Below are 16,479 nucleotides of genomic sequence, written 5' to 3'. Positions count from 1 at the left end.
TTCAGGGCACGCTGGCCGGCACCACGGCGCGCCAGGGTGTCATGCAGCGCGCCACGTACGGGTAGTACCCGCGTGGCCGCGCGCAGTAATACCACACGTCCGGTTCCGGATACACGGGCGGCGGCACGATGACCGTGCCGCCGTAGTAGCCAACACGGGGATAGCCATGCCAGGGATTGCCATACCAGCGCGGTCCGTGGCCATGGTGCCATCCATGGCCGGCCCATGCGCCGCCATGCACGCGGCCGTGAAAATGACCGTGGCCGCCATGGCCACCGGGCGTGGCCCAGGCATCGCCTGCCAGCACCAGGCCCGCTACCAGCAGCGCCAGCCATAGGCCACGTCTTTTGTGCTTGCTGTCCATGACATCCTCCTGCCGTGCAAGACTTTCATCATCCTCTCTCCATTATTGTTGGCAAACGGGCGACGCAAGCCAAGCTGCCGTAACAATTGCTCACCTTTTAGACGCCGGGAACAAGGGCAACCGGGAGCTGCGCCCCATACAAACGCAAACAGCCCCGCGGCGCGGGCCACGGGGCTGCAGGGAGTGACCAGTTTATTGCGCCGGCAAGCTTTGCACCGGTGTGGCTGGCGCCAGGATGGGCGGCACGGGCGCGTGGATGGGCGCCGGCGCCTTGACCGCCAGCCAGCCCGTGGCCGGCAGCAGCGGCACCAGCAGCAGGGCCACGATGTTGATGATCTTGATCAAGGGGTTGACTGCCGGGCCGGCCGTGTCCTTGTACGGGTCGCCCACCGTGTCGCCCGTGACGGCCGCCTTGTGCGCGTCCGAACCCTTGCCGCCGAAATGGCCATCCTCGATGTATTTCTTGGCATTGTCCCAGGCGCCGCCGCCCGTGGTCATGGAAATGGCCACGAACAGGCCCGTGACGATGGTCCCCATCAGCAAGCCGCCCAGCGCCGCTGGCCCCAGCAGCATGCCGACGACGATGGGCACGACCACGGGCAGCAGGGACGGCACGATCATTTCACGGATGGCCGACGCCGTCAGCATATCGACGGCCTTGTCGTATTCGGGCCGCGCCGTGCCTTCCATGATGCCCTTGATGTCGCGGAACTGGCGCCGTACCTCGACCACCACGGCGCCGGCCGCGCGGCCCACGGCTTCCATCGCCATGGCGCCGAACAGATACGGTATCAGGCCGCCGATGAAGAGGCCGACGATGACCATGGGGTTCGACAGGTCAAACGTGATGTGCTGGCCCACGGATTCGAGCGCATGCGTGTAGTCGGCAAACAGCACCAGCGCGGCCAGCCCGGCCGAGCCGATGGCATAGCCCTTGGTGACGGCCTTGGTGGTATTGCCGACGGCGTCCAGAGGGTCGGTGATGGCGCGCACGGAGTCGGGCAAGCCCGACATTTCCGCGATGCCGCCCGCGTTGTCCGTGATGGGGCCATACGCGTCGAGCGCGACGATGATGCCCGCCATCGACAGCATGGCCGTGGCCGCGATGGCGATGCCGTACAGGCCCGCCAGCTGGTACGAGACGAGGATGGCGACGCAGACGGCCAGCACAGGATACGCGGTGGACTTCATCGACACACCCAGGCCGGCGATGATGTTGGTGCCGTGGCCTGTCGTCGACGCTTCAGCGATGTGGCGCACGGGCTTGAAGTCCGTGCCCGTGTAGTACTCGGTGATGTACACCATCAGCCCCGTGAGGACGATGCCGACGACGGTCGCGCCCAGCATCTTGTAGCGCATGGCGTCGTCGGGCCACAGCAGCCACGTCACCACCGCGAAGCCGACCAGTGACAGACCGGCCGCCCACCACAGGCCCGTGTACAGGGCCGACATGATTTTCGCGCCCGGCTTGGTCTTGACCATCGAGCAGCCGACGATGGACGCGAGGATGGAAACGGCGCCCAGCAGCAGCGGGTAGATGATGGCCGTGCCGCTGGCCTCGGCCATCAACAGGGCGCCCAGCAGCATGGTGGCGATCAGGGTCACGACATAGGTTTCGAACAGGTCGGCCGCCATGCCGGCGCAGTCGCCCACGTTGTCGCCCACGTTGTCGGCGATGACGGCCGGGTTGCGCGGATCGTCCTCGGGTATGCCCGCCTCCACCTTGCCGACCAGGTCCGCGCCCACGTCGGCGCCCTTGGTGAAGATGCCGCCGCCAAGCCGCGCGAAGATGGAAATGAGCGAGGCGCCGAAGGCCAGGCCGATCAAAGGCTTGATCAGGTCATGCTGCGTGAGGCCGGGCGCGCCCGTCGTCACCAGCAGCCAGTAGAACAGGGTCACGCCCAGCAGGCCCAGTCCGACGACCAGCATGCCGGTGATCGCCCCGCCCTTGAAGGCCACGTTCAAGGCCTGGTTGATGCCCAGCGTGGCCGCCTGCGCCGTGCGCACATTGGCCCGCACCGAGACATTCATGCCGATGAAGCCGCAGGCGCCCGACAGCACGGCGCCGATCAGAAAGCCCAGCGCCGTATGCAGGCCAAGCAGCGCATAGATGGCGATCAGGAGCACCACGCCGACGATGGCGATGGTGCGGTACTGGCGCGCCAGGTAGGCGGCCGCGCCCTGCTGGATGGCCAGCGCGATTTCCTGCATGCGCGCGTTGCCGGGATCCTGCCGCAGGATCCAGCTGCGCGACACCAAACCATAAATGACTGCGACCACGCCGCAGGCTACCGCAAACCACAAACTGGCTGCCATATCGTCCCCTTCTGTTTTTATCCGACGTCATTGCCAACAGCTGCAGACCGCACCGGGTAGGCACGCGCAGCCAGGAAAACACGACCTGCAAAAAACCTGAACCACGAAAACGATACGGCGCCCGCCTCAAGCGCGGGCACAAAAAAAGCGGACACTCAGGTCCGCTTTTCAATACTGCTTATTCCGCCAGGGCGGCAAATGCGCTGTCGCGGATTTGCTCGACCGGACCGACGCCGGCGATGCGGCGGTATTTCGGCGCGCCTGGCAGGCCGGACTTTGCCCAGTCATTGTAGTAACCGAGCAAGACCTTGGTCTGGTTGTGGTACACGTCCAGGCGCTTCTTGACCGTTTCCGCCTTGTCGTCGTCGCGCTGGATCAGCGGCTCGCCCGTGATGTCGTCGACGCCGTCGACCTTGGGCGGATTGAATTTGACGTGGTAGACGCGGCCCGAACCCGGGTGGCTGCGGCGGCCGTCCATGCGCTCGATGATCGAAGCGTCAGGCACGTCGATTTCCAGCACGTAGTCGACATTGATGCCGGCGTCTTTCATGGCGTCCGCTTGCGCGATGGTGCGCGGGAAGCCGTCGAACAGGTAGCCATTGGCGCAATCGGCATCCTGCAGGCGATTCTTGACCAGGCCGATCATGATGTCGTCCGACACGAGGCCGCCCGCATCCATGACTTTTTTCGCGGCCAGACCCAGTTCCGTGCCTTCCTTGATCGCCGCGCGCAGCATGTCGCCCGTGGAGATTTGTGGAATGTTGTATTTTTCTTTGATGAAATTAGCTTGGGTGCCCTTGCCGGCACCGGGTGCTCCTAAAAGTATCAGACGCATTGAAAAGTTCCTAAAAAACAGATTTTGGATGGTGGTATGTGTAATTATTTTTAGATGGTGTTGCCAAGGCTATCTTTCCGTACGAAACTTACCACAAAAAATCCCTGGAACGCCAGTTTGCTATCGAATTGCTATGCCCTGATTGATCAAAGCCAGCAATTCGCGCGGCAGACGTTTCAAAATGTGGTTTTTACTGCAGGCGCACAAAACTTTATTTGCACGCCTGCCGTTTTACGGGTAGCGCTTACAGGGCGCCGTAGTGTGCTTGCACCCGGGCAAGATCTTCCGGCGTGTCGACGCCGGCGGCCGGCGCCGAGTCCGTGACATGCACGGCGATGGCAACACCGTGCCACAGAACGCGCAGCTGCTCCAGCGCCTCGATGGCTTCCAGCGGCGAGGCGGACAATTGCGGATACTCTTGCAAGAACGCATTGCTGTACGCATACAGGCCGATATGGCGCAGCGGCACATAGCCTGCGGGCAAGCTGTCTTTCGACTGCGCGAAGCCGTCGCGGTGCCAGGGAATCGTCGCGCGCGAGAAATACAAGGCGCGGCCGTTCTTGTCCAGCACGACCTTCACCACGTTCGGATTGAACGCGTCAACCACGTCGTGCAGCGGATGCGCGCACGTGGCCATGGGAACGGCGGCGCTGATCTGCGCCGCGCAGGCAGCCAGCAGGGACGGATCGATCAGCGGTTCGTCGCCCTGCAGGTTGACGACGACGGCGTCCGGCGGCAAGCCGAGCGTGCGCGCCACTTCGGCGATGCGGTCCGTGCCCGACGGATGGTCGCTGCGCGTCATGCACACTTCCACGCCATGCGCGGCGCAGGCTACGCGGATGCTGTCATGGTCGGTGGCGACGATGACGCGCGCGGCGCCCGACAGGGCTGCCTGCTCGGCCACGCGCACCACCATGGGTTTGCCGCCCAGGTCAGCCAGCGGCTTGCCCGGCAGCCGCGTCGAGGCCAGCCGGGCCGGGATGATGACGATGAACGCCATCGTTATTCCACTGCGTCTTGCAGGGTGCGCGCTTCGTCCGCCCACATGATGGGGATGCCATCGCGGATAGGATAGGCCAGGCGGTCGGCGCGGCAAATCAGTTCCTGCGCCTTCTTATCGTGTTCAAGCGGACCCTTGCAAACAGGGCAGACCAGGATATCAAGCAGTCGAGCGTCCACGACATTTCTCCACAATTTGTTGGGCCAGCGCGCTATCGATGCGCGCACTGACGGGGACGACCCACAGTCTCGGGTCATCTTTGAGATGTTCAATTTGCGCACATTTTACTGCATCCTTCTCGGTGATCAAGATCACATCCGTGTCGAGCGCCGCAAATGGCTGGTCGAGGAAGTCGTGATGGTCGGGCAAGGGCAGTTCCATGAAGTCCAGTCCGGCCCCGCGCAGCATGGCAAAGAAGCGCTGGGGATTGCCGATGCCGGCCGCCGCCACGATGCGCTGGCCGCTGGCCGCCAAGGATTCAAGCGGCATGCGCTCATTGCGGTTCACCATGCGTTCGGCCACGCCACCGGCCAGCAGCATCTGCACCACCAGCCCGCCCTGCGGCGCGACCCTGGCTACCAGTGCCGGCGCCAGCTCGGGCGCATTGATCACCGTCACGTCGCGCCGGCGGCGCGGCGATTCGCGCAAAGGTCCCGCCGGCAGCAACCAGCCATTGCCCGCGCCGCGGCCGTCGAACAGCACGATTTCCACGTCGCGCTGCAAGGCGTAATGCTGCAAGCCGTCGTCCGTCACCAGCACGTCGACGTCGGGGTGCGCGGCCAGCAGCGCCCTGCCCGCTTGCGCGCGGTCGCGTCCCACCATCACGGGACAGCCGCCGCGCTGGAAGATCAGCAGCGGCTCGTCGCCCACCTGCTGCGGCGTGGAACTGGCGCTGACGGCGCGCGGCGAACGGTCGGCGCTGCCATGGCCGCGCGAAATGACGCCCGGGCGCATGCCCGCATCGCGCAAGGCTTGCACCAGCCAGATCGTCAGCGGCGTCTTGCCCGTGCCGCCGATAAAAATATTGCCGACGACGACGACGGGCACGGGCAGACGCGCGGATTTGATAATGTTTGCCCGGTACAGGCCGCGCCGCACGGCGCTCAGGGCGCCGAACAGCAGCGACACGGGCCACAGCGCGCACGCCAGCGGGCCGCGCGTCAGCCAGGCGCGGGTCAATGTGGATTCAAGCTTGGCGGGGGAGGATGTGGGCATGAAGGAAGACGTAAAAATGGTGTAGGTCGGATTAGCTGCGCCGCCAGGCGCAGCGTAATCCGACATGCTTGGCTGCAGCTTGTGTCGGCTTACGCCGTGCCGGCTAAGCCGACCTACTTGCCACCCGCTTGCGCCGCAAAGGTCAGCTTTTCATAGCCGGCCAGGCGGGCCGCTTCCATCACGTGGATGACCATCTGGTGCATGGCGAACTGATCGGCGTTGACCACCACGACGGGCGTCTGCGCCGGCGCCTTGCCGCCGTTGGCCGCTTTCGCCGCGTCCTGCAAGGCATCGGCCAGGCCGGCCACGTCGCGGAACGACACCGGTTCGCGGTTGACCGTGTAGTTGCCCTTGGCATCGATGGTGACGTCGATCTGCCGCGGCTTGTCCTTGGCCTGCTCGGCGTCGGCCGTCGGCAAGGTGATCTGCAACTCCGTAAACTTGCTGTAGGTGGTGCTGACCATGAGGAAGATCAGGATCACCAGCAGCACGTCGATAAACGGGATCAGGTTGATTTCGGGGTCTTCACGCCCCTTGCCTTTGCGGAAGTTCATTTGCGGCCACTGTGGACGATGTCGACGAATTTGACCGCTTGCTGCTCCATGTCAATGACGAAGCTATCGACGAGGGCGCGGAAGTGGCGGTAGAAGATCAGGGCCGGCATGGCAATGGCCAGGCCAAACGCTGTGTTATACAAGGCGACGGAAATACCGTGCGACAGCGCCGAGTTCGACGCGGTGGCGCCGGGCGAAGCAAAAATCTCGATCATGCCGATCACCGTGCCAAACAGGCCCATCAGCGGCGCCAGGGTGGCGATCGTGCCCAGGGTGGTCAGGAAACGTTCCAGTGTGTGGGCCACGCCGCTGCCCGCCTCTTCGATCGATTCCTTCATCACCTCGCGCGGCGCGTCGACGTTGCGCAGGGCGGCGGCCAGCACCACGCCCAGCGGCGAATTGTCTTCCAGCTTGGCCACCGTGTCCGGCGTGATCTTGCCGCTGCGATACACCTGCACCACTTCATCAAACAGCTTGCGGGGCAGGATCTTGGCGCGGCGCAAATACAGCAGGCGCTCGATGATCAAGGCCAGGGCGACGATGGAAGCAATCAACAACAGCCAGATGGGCCAGCCAGCGGCTTGAAATATAGCGAGCAAAAGGAACTCCTGGTAAAGGGAAGGCGGTGAATCGCCCGAACAGCCTGTATTGTACCGAGCGCCGAAGTGCGATGGTGCGCGCGCGCGGGAATGGCGCAATGTAGCGCGTTGCCGCGCCGGCGGCAAGTGGCGCCCGCATGGCACTTGTCCACACGGCGCGTCGGGCGCACGCTGCCGCCGCACAGTTTTGCACACTTTGTGTGGATAAGATTGTGAGCAAGCATGAAGTCCAGCATGCAAGTCCTTGATTTACATGAGAATTACTGCACTGCGAAAAATACAGGCATAGCAGCTCATCGCCATTAGTCAATGTCACAAAATCAAGCATTCAAGAGTTCTGCACATTTACTGTGGACAAGATTGTGCGCAAAGCCGAGGAATTCAATCAAGTCATTGATTTTAAAGGAGATTAAATCAATGCGTAAAAAAGTGGCAGCCGGCGCGCAATCGGCGGTAAACAGGCGGTCAAAGTTCTGCACACAATCTGTGGACAAGATTGTGTGCAAGCGCAAGGATACGCGCCAAGTACATTGATTTATATCGTTTTTATTGCCATGCATAAAAATGTGGCAGAGGTCGGAAAGCGGGGTTTTCCACGTCCGATTGCACTTCCAAACGGCAGTTTTCCACCGCCAGCGCAGTTCCACACATAAAGTGTGGATAAGATTGTGAGCAAGCCGATTGACTCCATGCAAGTGCCTTGATTTTAAAGGGGTTTTTTTCCATGCTGAAAAATGAGGCAGCAATTCGGCGTGTTCACGCGGTGGAAAACCCGGACAAGCCACGAAACGGTTTATGCAGTTTTGCACACATTCTGTGGATAAGATTGTGAGCAAGGCGCACGGCCTTACGCTACATCCTTGATTTATATGGCTATTTTTATGCTGCGCAAAATTCAGGCAAGCGATGCCATGGGCCTTCCCGTGGATAAATCCGGCGCCGCGCCAGAGTTCTGCACATTTTTTGTGGATAAGATTGTGCGCAAGGCCATGCATGGCATACTAAGCGCTTGATTCCTATACACTTTATTTCCGTGCGCAAAAATGTAGCAAGGCACTTTTATCGGTCGATGTGGGCTTGCCGGGCCATGTTTGTTCCAGGCAAAAAGTTCCGCACACTTTCTGTGGATAACTTTGTGCGTAAGTGGCAGGGGCTGAACTGATGTGCTTGATATTAAAGGTTTTTTTCCCCGTGCACGCAAATCAGGCATACGGGAATTCATCATGAAATCAAATACTTAGAAATAGAACTTGTTGTTTTGCACGATATATGACATAAGCATGACCTCGCCGATAATATGTGGACAGTTCCCTCCCCCATAGCACCAGATGATGACCGATACCCCAACTGACAGCGGCTTTGCCGCCCCGCCCGTGCTGACCGTCAGCGCCCTGAACCAGGCCGTCGCGCGCCTGCTCGAGCGCTCGTTTCCCCTGACCTGGATCGCCGGCGAGATTTCCAACTTCACGCGCGCCGCTTCCGGCCACTGGTATTTCACCTTGAAGGACGATGGCGCCCAGGTGCGCGCCGTGATGTTCCGCGGCCGCGCCCAGTTTGCCGGCTTCACGCCGCGCGAAGGCGACAAGGTGGAAGTGCGCGCCCTCGTCACCCTGTACGGCGCGCGCGGCGATTACCAGATCAACGTGGAAGCCATCCGCCGCGCCGGCGTGGGCGCCCTGTATGAAGCGTTCCAGCGCCTGAAGGAAAAGCTGGCCGCGCAAGGTCTGTTCGACCAGGAACGCAAGCGCGCCATCCCCATGTTCGCGCGCAGCATCGGCATCGTCACCAGCCCGCAGGCGGCAGCCCTGCGCGACGTGCTGATCGCGCTCAAGCGCCGCGCGCCGCACGTCAACATCATCCTGTATCCCACGCCCGTGCAGGGCCAGCAGGCGCCGGAAAAAATCGCGCACGCCATCCGCACGGCATCCACAAGGGCCGAGTGCGACGTGCTGCTGGTGTGCCGTGGCGGCGGCAGTATCGAAGACTTATGGTCGTTCAACGATGAAGCCGTGGCCCATGCGATCGCCGATTGCTCCATGCCCGTGATCAGCGGCGTGGGCCACGAGACGGATTTCACCATCGCCGACTTCGCGGCCGACCTGCGCGCGGCCACGCCGACGGCGGCGGCCGAACTGGCGGCCACGCCGCGCGCCGACTGGATGGCTTCCCTGCGCGCCGATGCGGCCGACCTGCGCCGCGCCATGCGCCGCAGCCTCGACGATGCGGCGCAGACGCTGGACCGCCACAGCCGCCGCCTGCTCAACCCGAAAGCGCAGCTGCAGCAACAGCGCTTGCAGCTGCTGGCCCTGTCGACGGCCATGACGCATGCGGCGCGCGCGCCCATCAACCAGTCGCAGTACGCGCTGGAACGCCTGCGCTCGCGCTGGGCCAACCTGCGGCCCGACGTCACGGTGCTGCGCGCGCGCCTGGCGGACATGCAGCGGCGCAGCGGCGCGGCCATGGCACAGCAACTGGGCCAGCGGCGCCACCACCTCGACGGCCTGGCGGCGCAGCTGGAGCTGCTCAATCCGCAGCGCACGCTGGAACGCGGCTATGCCATCCTGCGTGATGAAAAGGGAAATATCGTGCGCTCGCCGGCGCAGCTGCAGGCGCGCCAGAATGTCAATGTGCGCCTGGCCGAAGGCAGCGCGCAGATCGGCATCGCCAGCGTGCAGGCGAGTCTGGAATAAGCGCTGGAATAAAAAAGGCCGGGGAAGAACCCCGGCCCAACACCTTCCCTACTGAGTGGACTGCTACTGCAACTGCTCTTTCACACGGCCTGATTAAAACTTCATCGACACGCGCGCGCCAAAGGTGCGCGGCGCGTTGTAGAAGGCGCCGTAGATCTGCTGCGTGGGCTGGCATGGCATGCCGACGTCCGTGCAGATTTCATTGACGTCCAGCTTGACCGCCTTGTCGGTGGCGTTCTGCACGAACGCTTCAACCGTGTACGCCTTGTTGGCCGGCTGGAAGCGCAGGCTCAGGTCCAGGGTCGTGTAGGCTTCCTGGCGCTTGACGCCGGCGTGGCCCGGCACGTCGCCGTTGAAGGCGCCCGCACCCACATACGACATGGTTTCATAGTGCACCGAGGCGCGCGGCGTGAGCTGGCCGCCGGCGACACTGAAATCATGCTCGTACTGGACGGTCGTGGAAAACTTCGGCGCATGCTTCATGGTGCTGCCGCCCACGTTCACCAGTGGCGCCGTCGAACCGCAGGACTGGCCATTCGCACGCGCCGCATCGACGTCGCACGACATGAAGTCGTCGTACACGGCTTTGAGCCAGGTGGCGTTGCCCGTCAGGCGGTCGACCTTCGTTGGCCGCCACACCCATTCCGCTTCCAGCCCCTTGACGGTGGCGCCAGCCGCGTTGAAGTTGGCCAGCACGCTGTTGACCACCTGCGACTCGAGCTTGTCCTTGTACTTCATCAGGAAGGCGTCGAGGTTCAGGGTCAGTTCGCGGTTCAGCAAGTCCGACTTGAAGCCGATTTCATAGCTGGTCAGCTTTTCCGGCTTGGTGGTGGCGCCGCCATCGCCGATGGCCGGCGAATGGAAGCCCGTCGTCACGGAACCGAACAGCAAAATGTCCGGGCGCAGCTTGTACTCGATGCGGCCCAGCCAGGTAGCCTGGCCGTATTTCAGGTCGGCTGTGTTGTCGCCCGGCGTATTGCCGCAGGTGGCGGCCGTGATGGCGCCGCCAGGGCCGATATTGTGCGTGTTGGCCAGGCCCGTGCCCGGCTTGACCAGCTGCGCCAGCTGATCGGGATTGAGCACCGTGGTGCCCAGCGGCGCGTTCGCGGGCCAGTTCGGGCAGGCCCAGTTCTTGCCGCCGACGTCGAATTTATGGTCTTTCGTGTAGCGCGCGCCGGCCGTCAGCTTGATCTGGTCCGTCACTTGCTGGCTGACCTGGCCGAACACGGCCTTCGATTTGAGCTGGCGGTCGCCCTGGATGAAGGACATCGACGAGGCATACTGGCCCACGGTCGGCTGCACGAAGATCACGGCGCCGTTGGCGATATCCTGCTGCACGGCCGCCTGCGAAATCTGGCTGCGGTCGATATCGAAGCGCACCTTGTTCTTTTCATTGAACAGGAACAGGCCGGCCACCCACTGGAACGGTGCATCGTCGTCCGAGCGCGCCTGCAACTCGTGCGAATAGCTGTCGAACTGCGCCCAGTCGGTGCGGTTTTCCGACTTGAAGCCCGGGAACAGGCCGGCATCGGAATCGTTGCTGTTCTGGCGCTTGTAGCGGCTCCAGCTGCCCAGGTAGGTGAAGTCCAGCGCATCCGTCGGCTTGTAATTGAGCTTGCCCTTGTAGGTCAGAATCGACTGGTCCAGGGTGCCCGGCGTATCGATCAGGGCCGAGCGCAGCTTCTCGCCCCGTTTCGGTTCGGCCGCCAGGTAGACGTTGCCGGCGCCCTGGTCGAGGAAGTAGTCGGCGATGAAGGTGCCGCGCAGTTGTGGCGTGAACTTCCACAGCAGCGAGGCGCGCACGCCCATCTGGTCGCCGGCGCCATACTTGGCCGTGCCCGGCATGACGTTCGAGCCGCGGCGGAAGTCCACCGTGCCGTCATGGCTATCCTTGATGGCGGCGATGCGCAGCGCCACGTCGTCGGAAAACGGGATATTGAGCATGCCCTGCGTCTGCAGATGGCGCTTGTCGCCCACGGTGATGCCGGCCGAACCCATGAACTTGGCCGTGCTTGGCGCGGCCGAGACGAGGTTGACGGCGCCGGCCGTCGAATTGCGGCCGTTCAGGGTGCCCTGCGGTCCGCGCGCCACCTCGACGTGCGACAGGTCATACATCAGCGCCGTGGCGCCCTGGGGACGCGGCGAATACACGCCGTCGACATAAAAGGCGACGGCCGGGTCGCCCAGCTCCGTGTGGTTGGCCGAACCGACGCCGCGCATGTAGACGTGCACCCCGCCCGAGTCGCCATGCTGCTCGACGACGAGACTCGGCACCATGGTCGCCAGCGACGCCAGATCCTTGACCTGGTTGTTTTGCAGGGTGTCCTGGTTGAAGGCGGTGACGGCCAGCGGCGTCTCCTGCACGAAGGTATTGCGGCGCGTGGCCGTGACGACGATGCGGTCCATCTGTTCGGCGGCCGGTTTTGCCGCGTCGGTGGCTGCAGCCTCCTGGGCCATGGCGGCGCCGCTGCCCAGCAAGATGAACTGGGCGAAGGTCGCATGCGCGAGGCTGAGGGCGATGGTGTTGCGTTTGAGCTGTTGCATTGTTGTTGTCTCCTGTACCGCTGGTTGATTGATGATCACATAGCTCTTTGGCTATTGCTGCACATTTTTTGGGTGTCAATCTGAAGTCATGTCGCCTCCGTGCGGGGTCAATGGGTAGCCACGGCGCGCCCGGCCGTGTCAAATAGAAAGGCATGGCCCTCTTCCGGCGCGAAGCCGATGGCGCTGCCCTGCGCCAGCGCGTGGCGCGCCTCGCCATGCAGCTTGATGGCCACCGCATGCGGACTGTTATCGAGGGTCGCGTGGATGATCTGCGCATCGCCCAGCTGCTCGATCAGGGTCACCGTGGCGCCATAGCCTTCGTGGCGCGGCACCAGGCGCAGGTGTTCGGGACGTATGCCGACCAGCATGCCCGCCTCGCCGCCAAGCTGGCTGGCCAGCGCGGGGACGGCGGCGCACGGCAAGAAGTTCATGCGCAGCGCGCCGATGAAGCCGGCGACGAACTGGCTGGCCGGATGGCGGTACAGGTCCAACGGCGCCCCCACCTGCTCCAGGTGGCCGCCATGGAAGACGGCGACCCGGTCGCCGAGTGTCATGGCTTCGACCTGGTCGTGCGTCACATAGATCATCGTGGTGCCCAGTTCCTGGTGCAGCTTGGCCAGTTCGATGCGCGTCTGCACGCGCAAGGAGGCGTCAAGGTTGGACAGCGGTTCGTCAAACAAAAACACCTTGGGCTGGCGCACGATGGAGCGGCCGATAGCCACGCGCTGGCGCTCGCCGCCCGACAGGGCTTTCGGCTTGCGGTCGAGCAGGTGCGTGATCTGCAAAATCTCGGCCACCTTGCCGACGGCCGCGCGCACTTCGGCTTCCGGTTTGCCCGCCAGTTTCAAGGCAAAGCCCATGTTGTCGCGCGCCGTCATGTGCGGATACAGGGCGTAGCTCTGGAAGACCATGGCGATGCCCCGCTCGGCCGGCGCCACATCGTTGGCCAGCAAGTCGCCGATGCGCAGCTGGCCCGCGCTGATGTCTTCCAGTCCCGCGATCATGCGCAGCAGGGTCGACTTGCCGCAGCCGGACGGTCCGACGAAGACCATGAATTCGCCGTCGTGGATATCGAGGTCCAGGCCCTTGACGATTTCCGGGCCATCGCCATAGGTCTTGCGGATGCCCCGCAGGGAGATGGCGGCCATGTCAGTGCGCCTCGACCAGGACGGCGGCGTGGGATGCACGCTGCGCGGCGATGAAATCGCGGTACCACAGGGCGCTGTCCTTGAAGCTGCGCTGCTGCGTGGCGTAGTCGACGTAGAGCATGCCGAAGCGCTTGGCGTAGCCGGAGTTCCACTCGAAGTTGTCCATCAGGCTCCAGTAGAAATAACCGCGCACGTCGATGCCCTGCGCGATCACGGCGCGCAAGGCGTCCAGGTGCAGCTGCACGTACTCGATGCGCGGCGCATCGTGGATCTTGCCGTCGACGGGCTTGTCGGCCACGGCCATGCCGTTTTCCGTGATGTAGACGGGTGGCAATCGGTATTCGCGGTGCAGGCCGACCAGCAGTTCCGTCAAGCCTTGCGGATAGGTTTCCCAGCCCATGTCGTTGACACCGAGCTTGCATTCCGGCTTGCGCGGCGGCGTCTCGGCACTCATGTAAGCGCGCGTGTAATAGTTCACGCCGAGGAAATCGATGGGCTGCTTGATATCTATGAAATCGTTTTCAAAGATGGATAAAGCAGAAGCGTCGACGTGTTTCAGGGCCAGGGCCGGGTAGCGGCCCTTGAAGATGGCGTCCATATACCACTGCACCGAGCGCGCATATTCGAGTTCGGCCAGTTCGCGGTCCTGGGCGCTGTCGGTGGCCGGCGTGGCCGTCCATTGATTGAGCACGATGCCCAGTTTCGCGGGCGGATTGACGACGCGCATGGCTTGCATGGCCAGGCCGTGCGACAGCAGCAGATGGTGCGACACTTGCACGGCGGCGGCCGGGTCGGCCATGCCGGGCGCGAACTGGCCCGTGCCGTGACCCAGCACGGCCGTGCACCACGGTTCGTTATGCGTGGCGATGCTGGCGACCTTGTGGCCGAAGCGGCGCGCCACTTCGGCAGCGTAGGCGGCGAAGTGGTAGCAGGTGGCGCGATTGAGCCAGCCGCCCTCGTCCTGCAAGGCTTGCGGCAAGTCCCAGTGGTACAGGGTCAGGTGCGCATCGAGACCCTTGGCGGCCAGGGCGTCGAGCAGGCGCCCATAGAAATCGAAGCCGGCCTCGTTCCAGGCGCCGGAACCCGTGGGCTGCACGCGCGACCAGGACATGGAAAAGCGGTAGGCGTTCACGCCCAGGCTGGCGATCAGTTCCACGTCCTCCGCGTAGCGGTGGTAGTGGTCGCAGGCCACATCGCCATTGCTGCCGTCGATGATCTTGCCGTCCGTGTGGCTGAAGGTATCCCAGATGGAGGGGCCGCGGCCGTCGATGGCGGCGGCGCCCTCGATCTGGTAGGCGCTGGTGGCCACGCCCCAGGTGAAGGTGGCGGGGAAGTTGATATCGGTGTCGTCGTTATGCATGGTGGTCATGTCAGTGTGAGTGGATGAAAAAAGTGCTAGCCTTTGACGGCGCCCTGGGTCAGTCCTTCAATTAAACGCTTCGAGGCGACAAAAAACATCAGCAGCAGCGGCAGCACGGCGATGGCGGCGCCCGTCATCAGCGCGCCCCATTCCGTGTTGTTTGGCGCCTGCATGCTGCGCAGAGCCAGCGGGATCGTGTAGTTCTCGACCGAGCGCATGACGACCAGCGGCGTGATGAAATTGTTCCACGAGTTGATGAAGGTGATCAGGCCCAGGGTGCCCATGGCGGGACCGATCAGCGGCAGCACGACTCTCCAGTAGATGGCGAATTCGCCGCAGCCGTCAATGCGCGCCGCCTCGATCAGGTCCTTCGGAATGGCCGTGCCGATGTACTGGCGCATCAGGAAGATGCCCAGCGCGCCGGCCGCTCCCGGCACGTACAGGGCGCGCGGCTGGTCCAGCCATCCGAGGAAATCCATCAGCATGAAGGTCGGGATCATGTTCATGAATGAGGGAATGATCATCGACGCCATCACCAGGGTGAACAAGGGCCGCTTGAAGCGGAACTCGTACATGGCGAAGGCATAGCCGCCCAGCGAGCAAAAGAACAAGGTCAGCGCCGTCGTCATCAGGGCCACGTACAGGCTGATGCCGATATTGCGCCAGAACGGCAGGCGCTCCTGCAGCAGTTCGATGTTGTTGAGCAGGGCCGTGCCGAACCAGCGCGGCGGCGGCAGGCTGTAGATCTCGGCGCTCGTGTGCGTGGCGAAGACGAACATGAAGTAGAACGGCGCGACCATGATCAGGGCGCCGATGGCCACCATGGCGTAGGCCGTCCAGCGGGTGGTTTTCATCGGACCTCCTTGCGCTCGTTGCGTTCATTGCGGCTGAAAATGCGGTTGTTGACCCAGGTGGTGCTGGCGATGATCAGGAACAGTAGCCAGGAAATGGCCGACGCCGTGCCGAAGTCGCCCGAGGAAAACGCCGTCTTGTAGACGAAGATGGCCGTCGTCATCACCGACTGGCTCACGCCGCTCGATTCGGCCACCAGCACGAACGGCTCCTCGAACAGCTGCAGATTGCCCATGATGGTCAGTGTCACGGCCAGGTAGATCATCGGGCGCAGCTGCGGCAGGGTGATGTACCAGAACTGCTGGCGTTTCGACGCGCCGTCGATGGTGGCCGCCTCGTACAAATCCTTCGGTATCACCTGCAGCGCGGACAGATACAGCACCAGGTTCCAGCCCAGGTAGCGCCAGAAAATGACGAAGGCGACGGCCGGCTTGATGAACAGCGAGCTGCCCAGCCAGTCGATCGATTCCGCCGGGAACAGGCCGCCGACGAGCGGCAGGCTGGCGCACCATTGGATCAGCACATTGATCTGCCCATAGTCGCGCGAGAACAGGGTGTTGAAGACCATGGCGATGGCCACGCTGGACGTGATGAACGGTAAAAAGTAAATGCCGATCACCAGGTTGCGCGAGCGCTTGAAGCTGTTGTGGATGAACGCTGCCAGCGGAATGGCCACCAGGTGCTGCGGCACGCCCGAGGCCAGCGCCAGCCACACGGTATTGCCCAGCGAGCGCAGAAACCACGGATCGCTCAAGGCGTATTTGTAGTTGTCCAGGCCCACCCACTGCATGGCTTCCACGCCGCTGGCCGCTTCCCACTGGTTGAACGACAGATAGATGGAAAACAGCAGCGGGAACAGGCTGAAGACGGCGAACAGGATGAAGAAGGGGCTGATGAAAATATACGGCGCCCACTTCTTCATGTTGTAGCGTTTCCTGGCGGGCCGCGCGGCAGCGGCAGCGGGCGCGCCCTCGGTACAAGGCATGGAGGTAGTCATGCTGC

General features: G+C 63.1%; 15 protein-coding genes. 1 reads left to right on the top strand and 14 read right to left on the bottom strand.

The features are described from left to right. Nucleotide 1 precedes the first annotated feature (1 nt). From P9875_RS08435 to P9875_RS08395, 9 genes are all read right to left on the bottom strand, one after another. Nucleotides 2-364, bottom strand: a complete 363-nt coding sequence (locus tag P9875_RS08435) for a hypothetical protein (RefSeq protein ID WP_278318099.1) — start codon at nt 362-364, stop codon at nt 2-4. A gap of 192 nt (nt 365-556) precedes the next feature. Next, on the bottom strand, nt 557-2,680 hold the full coding sequence (locus tag P9875_RS08430) for a sodium-translocating pyrophosphatase (protein WP_035825774.1): 2,124 nt from the start codon (nt 2,678-2,680) through the stop codon (nt 557-559). A 178-nt stretch (nt 2,681-2,858) separates the two neighbouring features. Then, the gene (gene adk / locus P9875_RS08425) at nt 2,859-3,515 is read right to left on the bottom strand and encodes an adenylate kinase (protein ID WP_035825772.1); all 657 of its coding nucleotides are present in this window, start codon (nt 3,513-3,515) and stop codon (nt 2,859-2,861) included. A gap of 244 nt (nt 3,516-3,759) precedes the next feature. Further along, nucleotides 3,760-4,515, bottom strand: a complete 756-nt coding sequence (gene kdsB / locus P9875_RS08420; RefSeq protein ID WP_278318098.1) for a 3-deoxy-manno-octulosonate cytidylyltransferase — start codon at nt 4,513-4,515, stop codon at nt 3,760-3,762. Between the two features lie 2 nt (nt 4,516-4,517). After that, complete coding sequence (locus tag P9875_RS08415) at nt 4,518-4,694, bottom strand: Trm112 family protein (RefSeq protein ID WP_010395789.1); 177 nt, start codon at nt 4,692-4,694, stop codon at nt 4,518-4,520. Further along, nucleotides 4,675-5,730, bottom strand: a complete 1,056-nt coding sequence (lpxK, locus tag P9875_RS08410) for a tetraacyldisaccharide 4'-kinase (protein ID WP_278318097.1) — start codon at nt 5,728-5,730, stop codon at nt 4,675-4,677. Before lpxK ends, P9875_RS08415 begins: the two co-directional genes overlap by 20 nt. A gap of 113 nt (nt 5,731-5,843) precedes the next feature. After that, a complete protein-coding gene (locus P9875_RS08405) occupies nt 5,844-6,284 on the bottom strand; it encodes an ExbD/TolR family protein (RefSeq protein ID WP_278318096.1) in 441 nt (146 codons plus the stop codon). Continuing rightward, nucleotides 6,281-6,883 (bottom strand): MotA/TolQ/ExbB proton channel family protein, encoded by a 603-nt coding sequence (locus tag P9875_RS08400; RefSeq protein ID WP_035825764.1) that lies wholly within the window; start codon nt 6,881-6,883, stop codon nt 6,281-6,283. The genes P9875_RS08405 and P9875_RS08400 overlap by 4 nt, the downstream gene beginning before the upstream one ends. 320 nt (nt 6,884-7,203) lie before the next feature. Then, nucleotides 7,204-7,878: a hypothetical protein gene (locus P9875_RS08395; RefSeq protein ID WP_278318095.1), complete on the bottom strand. Its 675-nt coding sequence runs from the start codon at nt 7,876-7,878 to the stop codon at nt 7,204-7,206. Nucleotides 7,879-8,211: 333 nt separating this feature from the next. Between P9875_RS08395 and xseA the strand changes: the two genes are divergently transcribed. After that, nucleotides 8,212-9,573 carry an exodeoxyribonuclease VII large subunit gene (gene xseA / locus P9875_RS08390; RefSeq protein ID WP_278318094.1) on the top strand — a complete coding sequence of 454 codons (1,362 nt, stop codon included), beginning with the start codon at nt 8,212-8,214 and terminating at the stop codon, nt 9,571-9,573. A gap of 93 nt (nt 9,574-9,666) precedes the next feature. Here the strand turns inward: xseA and P9875_RS08385 are convergent, their stop codons facing one another. From P9875_RS08385 to P9875_RS08365, 5 genes are all read right to left on the bottom strand, one after another. Next, a complete protein-coding gene (locus tag P9875_RS08385) occupies nt 9,667-12,117 on the bottom strand; it encodes a TonB-dependent receptor (RefSeq protein ID WP_176388671.1) in 2,451 nt (816 codons plus the stop codon). Between the two features lie 107 nt (nt 12,118-12,224). Then, entirely contained in the window at nt 12,225-13,265 is a 1,041-nt protein-coding gene (locus P9875_RS08380; protein ID WP_219313082.1) for an ABC transporter ATP-binding protein, read from the bottom strand. 1 nt (nt 13,266) lies between these two features. After that, the gene (locus P9875_RS08375; protein WP_278318093.1) at nt 13,267-14,634 is read right to left on the bottom strand and encodes a GH1 family beta-glucosidase; all 1,368 of its coding nucleotides are present in this window, start codon (nt 14,632-14,634) and stop codon (nt 13,267-13,269) included. Nucleotides 14,635-14,660: 26 nt separating this feature from the next. Further along, nucleotides 14,661-15,479: a carbohydrate ABC transporter permease gene (locus P9875_RS08370; protein ID WP_070282696.1), complete on the bottom strand. Its 819-nt coding sequence runs from the start codon at nt 15,477-15,479 to the stop codon at nt 14,661-14,663. After that, nucleotides 15,476-16,474 (bottom strand): carbohydrate ABC transporter permease, encoded by a 999-nt coding sequence (locus P9875_RS08365; protein ID WP_035825745.1) that lies wholly within the window; start codon nt 16,472-16,474, stop codon nt 15,476-15,478. Before P9875_RS08365 ends, P9875_RS08370 begins: the two co-directional genes overlap by 4 nt. Nucleotides 16,475-16,479 lie beyond the last annotated feature (5 nt).

Origin of the sequence: Janthinobacterium rivuli (genome assembly GCF_029690045.1) — a bacterium.
GTDB classification, from domain to species: Bacteria; Pseudomonadota; Gammaproteobacteria; order Burkholderiales; family Burkholderiaceae_D; genus Janthinobacterium; species Janthinobacterium rivuli.
The sequence above is the reverse complement of the archived record's forward strand: the minus strand, read 5'-3'. Positions and strand labels throughout refer to the sequence as shown.

Excerpts from the sequence above, each read along its gene's own strand:
- adk (WP_035825772.1), bottom strand. The coding sequence starts at position 3,515 with ATGCGTCTGATACTTTTAGGAGCACCCGGTGCCGGCAAGGGCACCCAA.
- P9875_RS08430 (WP_035825774.1), bottom strand. The coding sequence starts at position 2,680 with ATGGCAGCCAGTTTGTGGTTTGCGGTAGCCTGCGGCGTGGTCGCAGTC.
- P9875_RS08395 (WP_278318095.1), bottom strand. The coding sequence starts at position 7,878 with ATGCATGGCCTTGCGCACAATCTTATCCACAAAAAATGTGCAGAACTC.
- P9875_RS08375 (WP_278318093.1), bottom strand. The coding sequence starts at position 14,634 with ATGACCACCATGCATAACGACGACACCGATATCAACTTCCCCGCCACC.
- kdsB (WP_278318098.1), bottom strand. The coding sequence starts at position 4,515 with ATGGCGTTCATCGTCATCATCCCGGCCCGGCTGGCCTCGACGCGGCTG.
- P9875_RS08370 (WP_070282696.1), bottom strand. The coding sequence starts at position 15,479 with ATGAAAACCACCCGCTGGACGGCCTACGCCATGGTGGCCATCGGCGCC.
- P9875_RS08385 (WP_176388671.1), bottom strand. The coding sequence starts at position 12,117 with ATGCAACAGCTCAAACGCAACACCATCGCCCTCAGCCTCGCGCATGCG.
- P9875_RS08380 (WP_219313082.1), bottom strand. The coding sequence starts at position 13,265 with ATGGCCGCCATCTCCCTGCGGGGCATCCGCAAGACCTATGGCGATGGC.
- lpxK (WP_278318097.1), bottom strand. The coding sequence starts at position 5,730 with ATGCCCACATCCTCCCCCGCCAAGCTTGAATCCACATTGACCCGCGCC.
- P9875_RS08405 (WP_278318096.1), bottom strand. The coding sequence starts at position 6,284 with ATGAACTTCCGCAAAGGCAAGGGGCGTGAAGACCCCGAAATCAACCTG.
- P9875_RS08435 (WP_278318099.1), bottom strand. The coding sequence starts at position 364 with ATGGACAGCAAGCACAAAAGACGTGGCCTATGGCTGGCGCTGCTGGTA.
- P9875_RS08365 (WP_035825745.1), bottom strand. The coding sequence starts at position 16,474 with ATGACTACCTCCATGCCTTGTACCGAGGGCGCGCCCGCTGCCGCTGCC.
- xseA (WP_278318094.1), top strand. The coding sequence starts at position 8,212 with ATGATGACCGATACCCCAACTGACAGCGGCTTTGCCGCCCCGCCCGTG.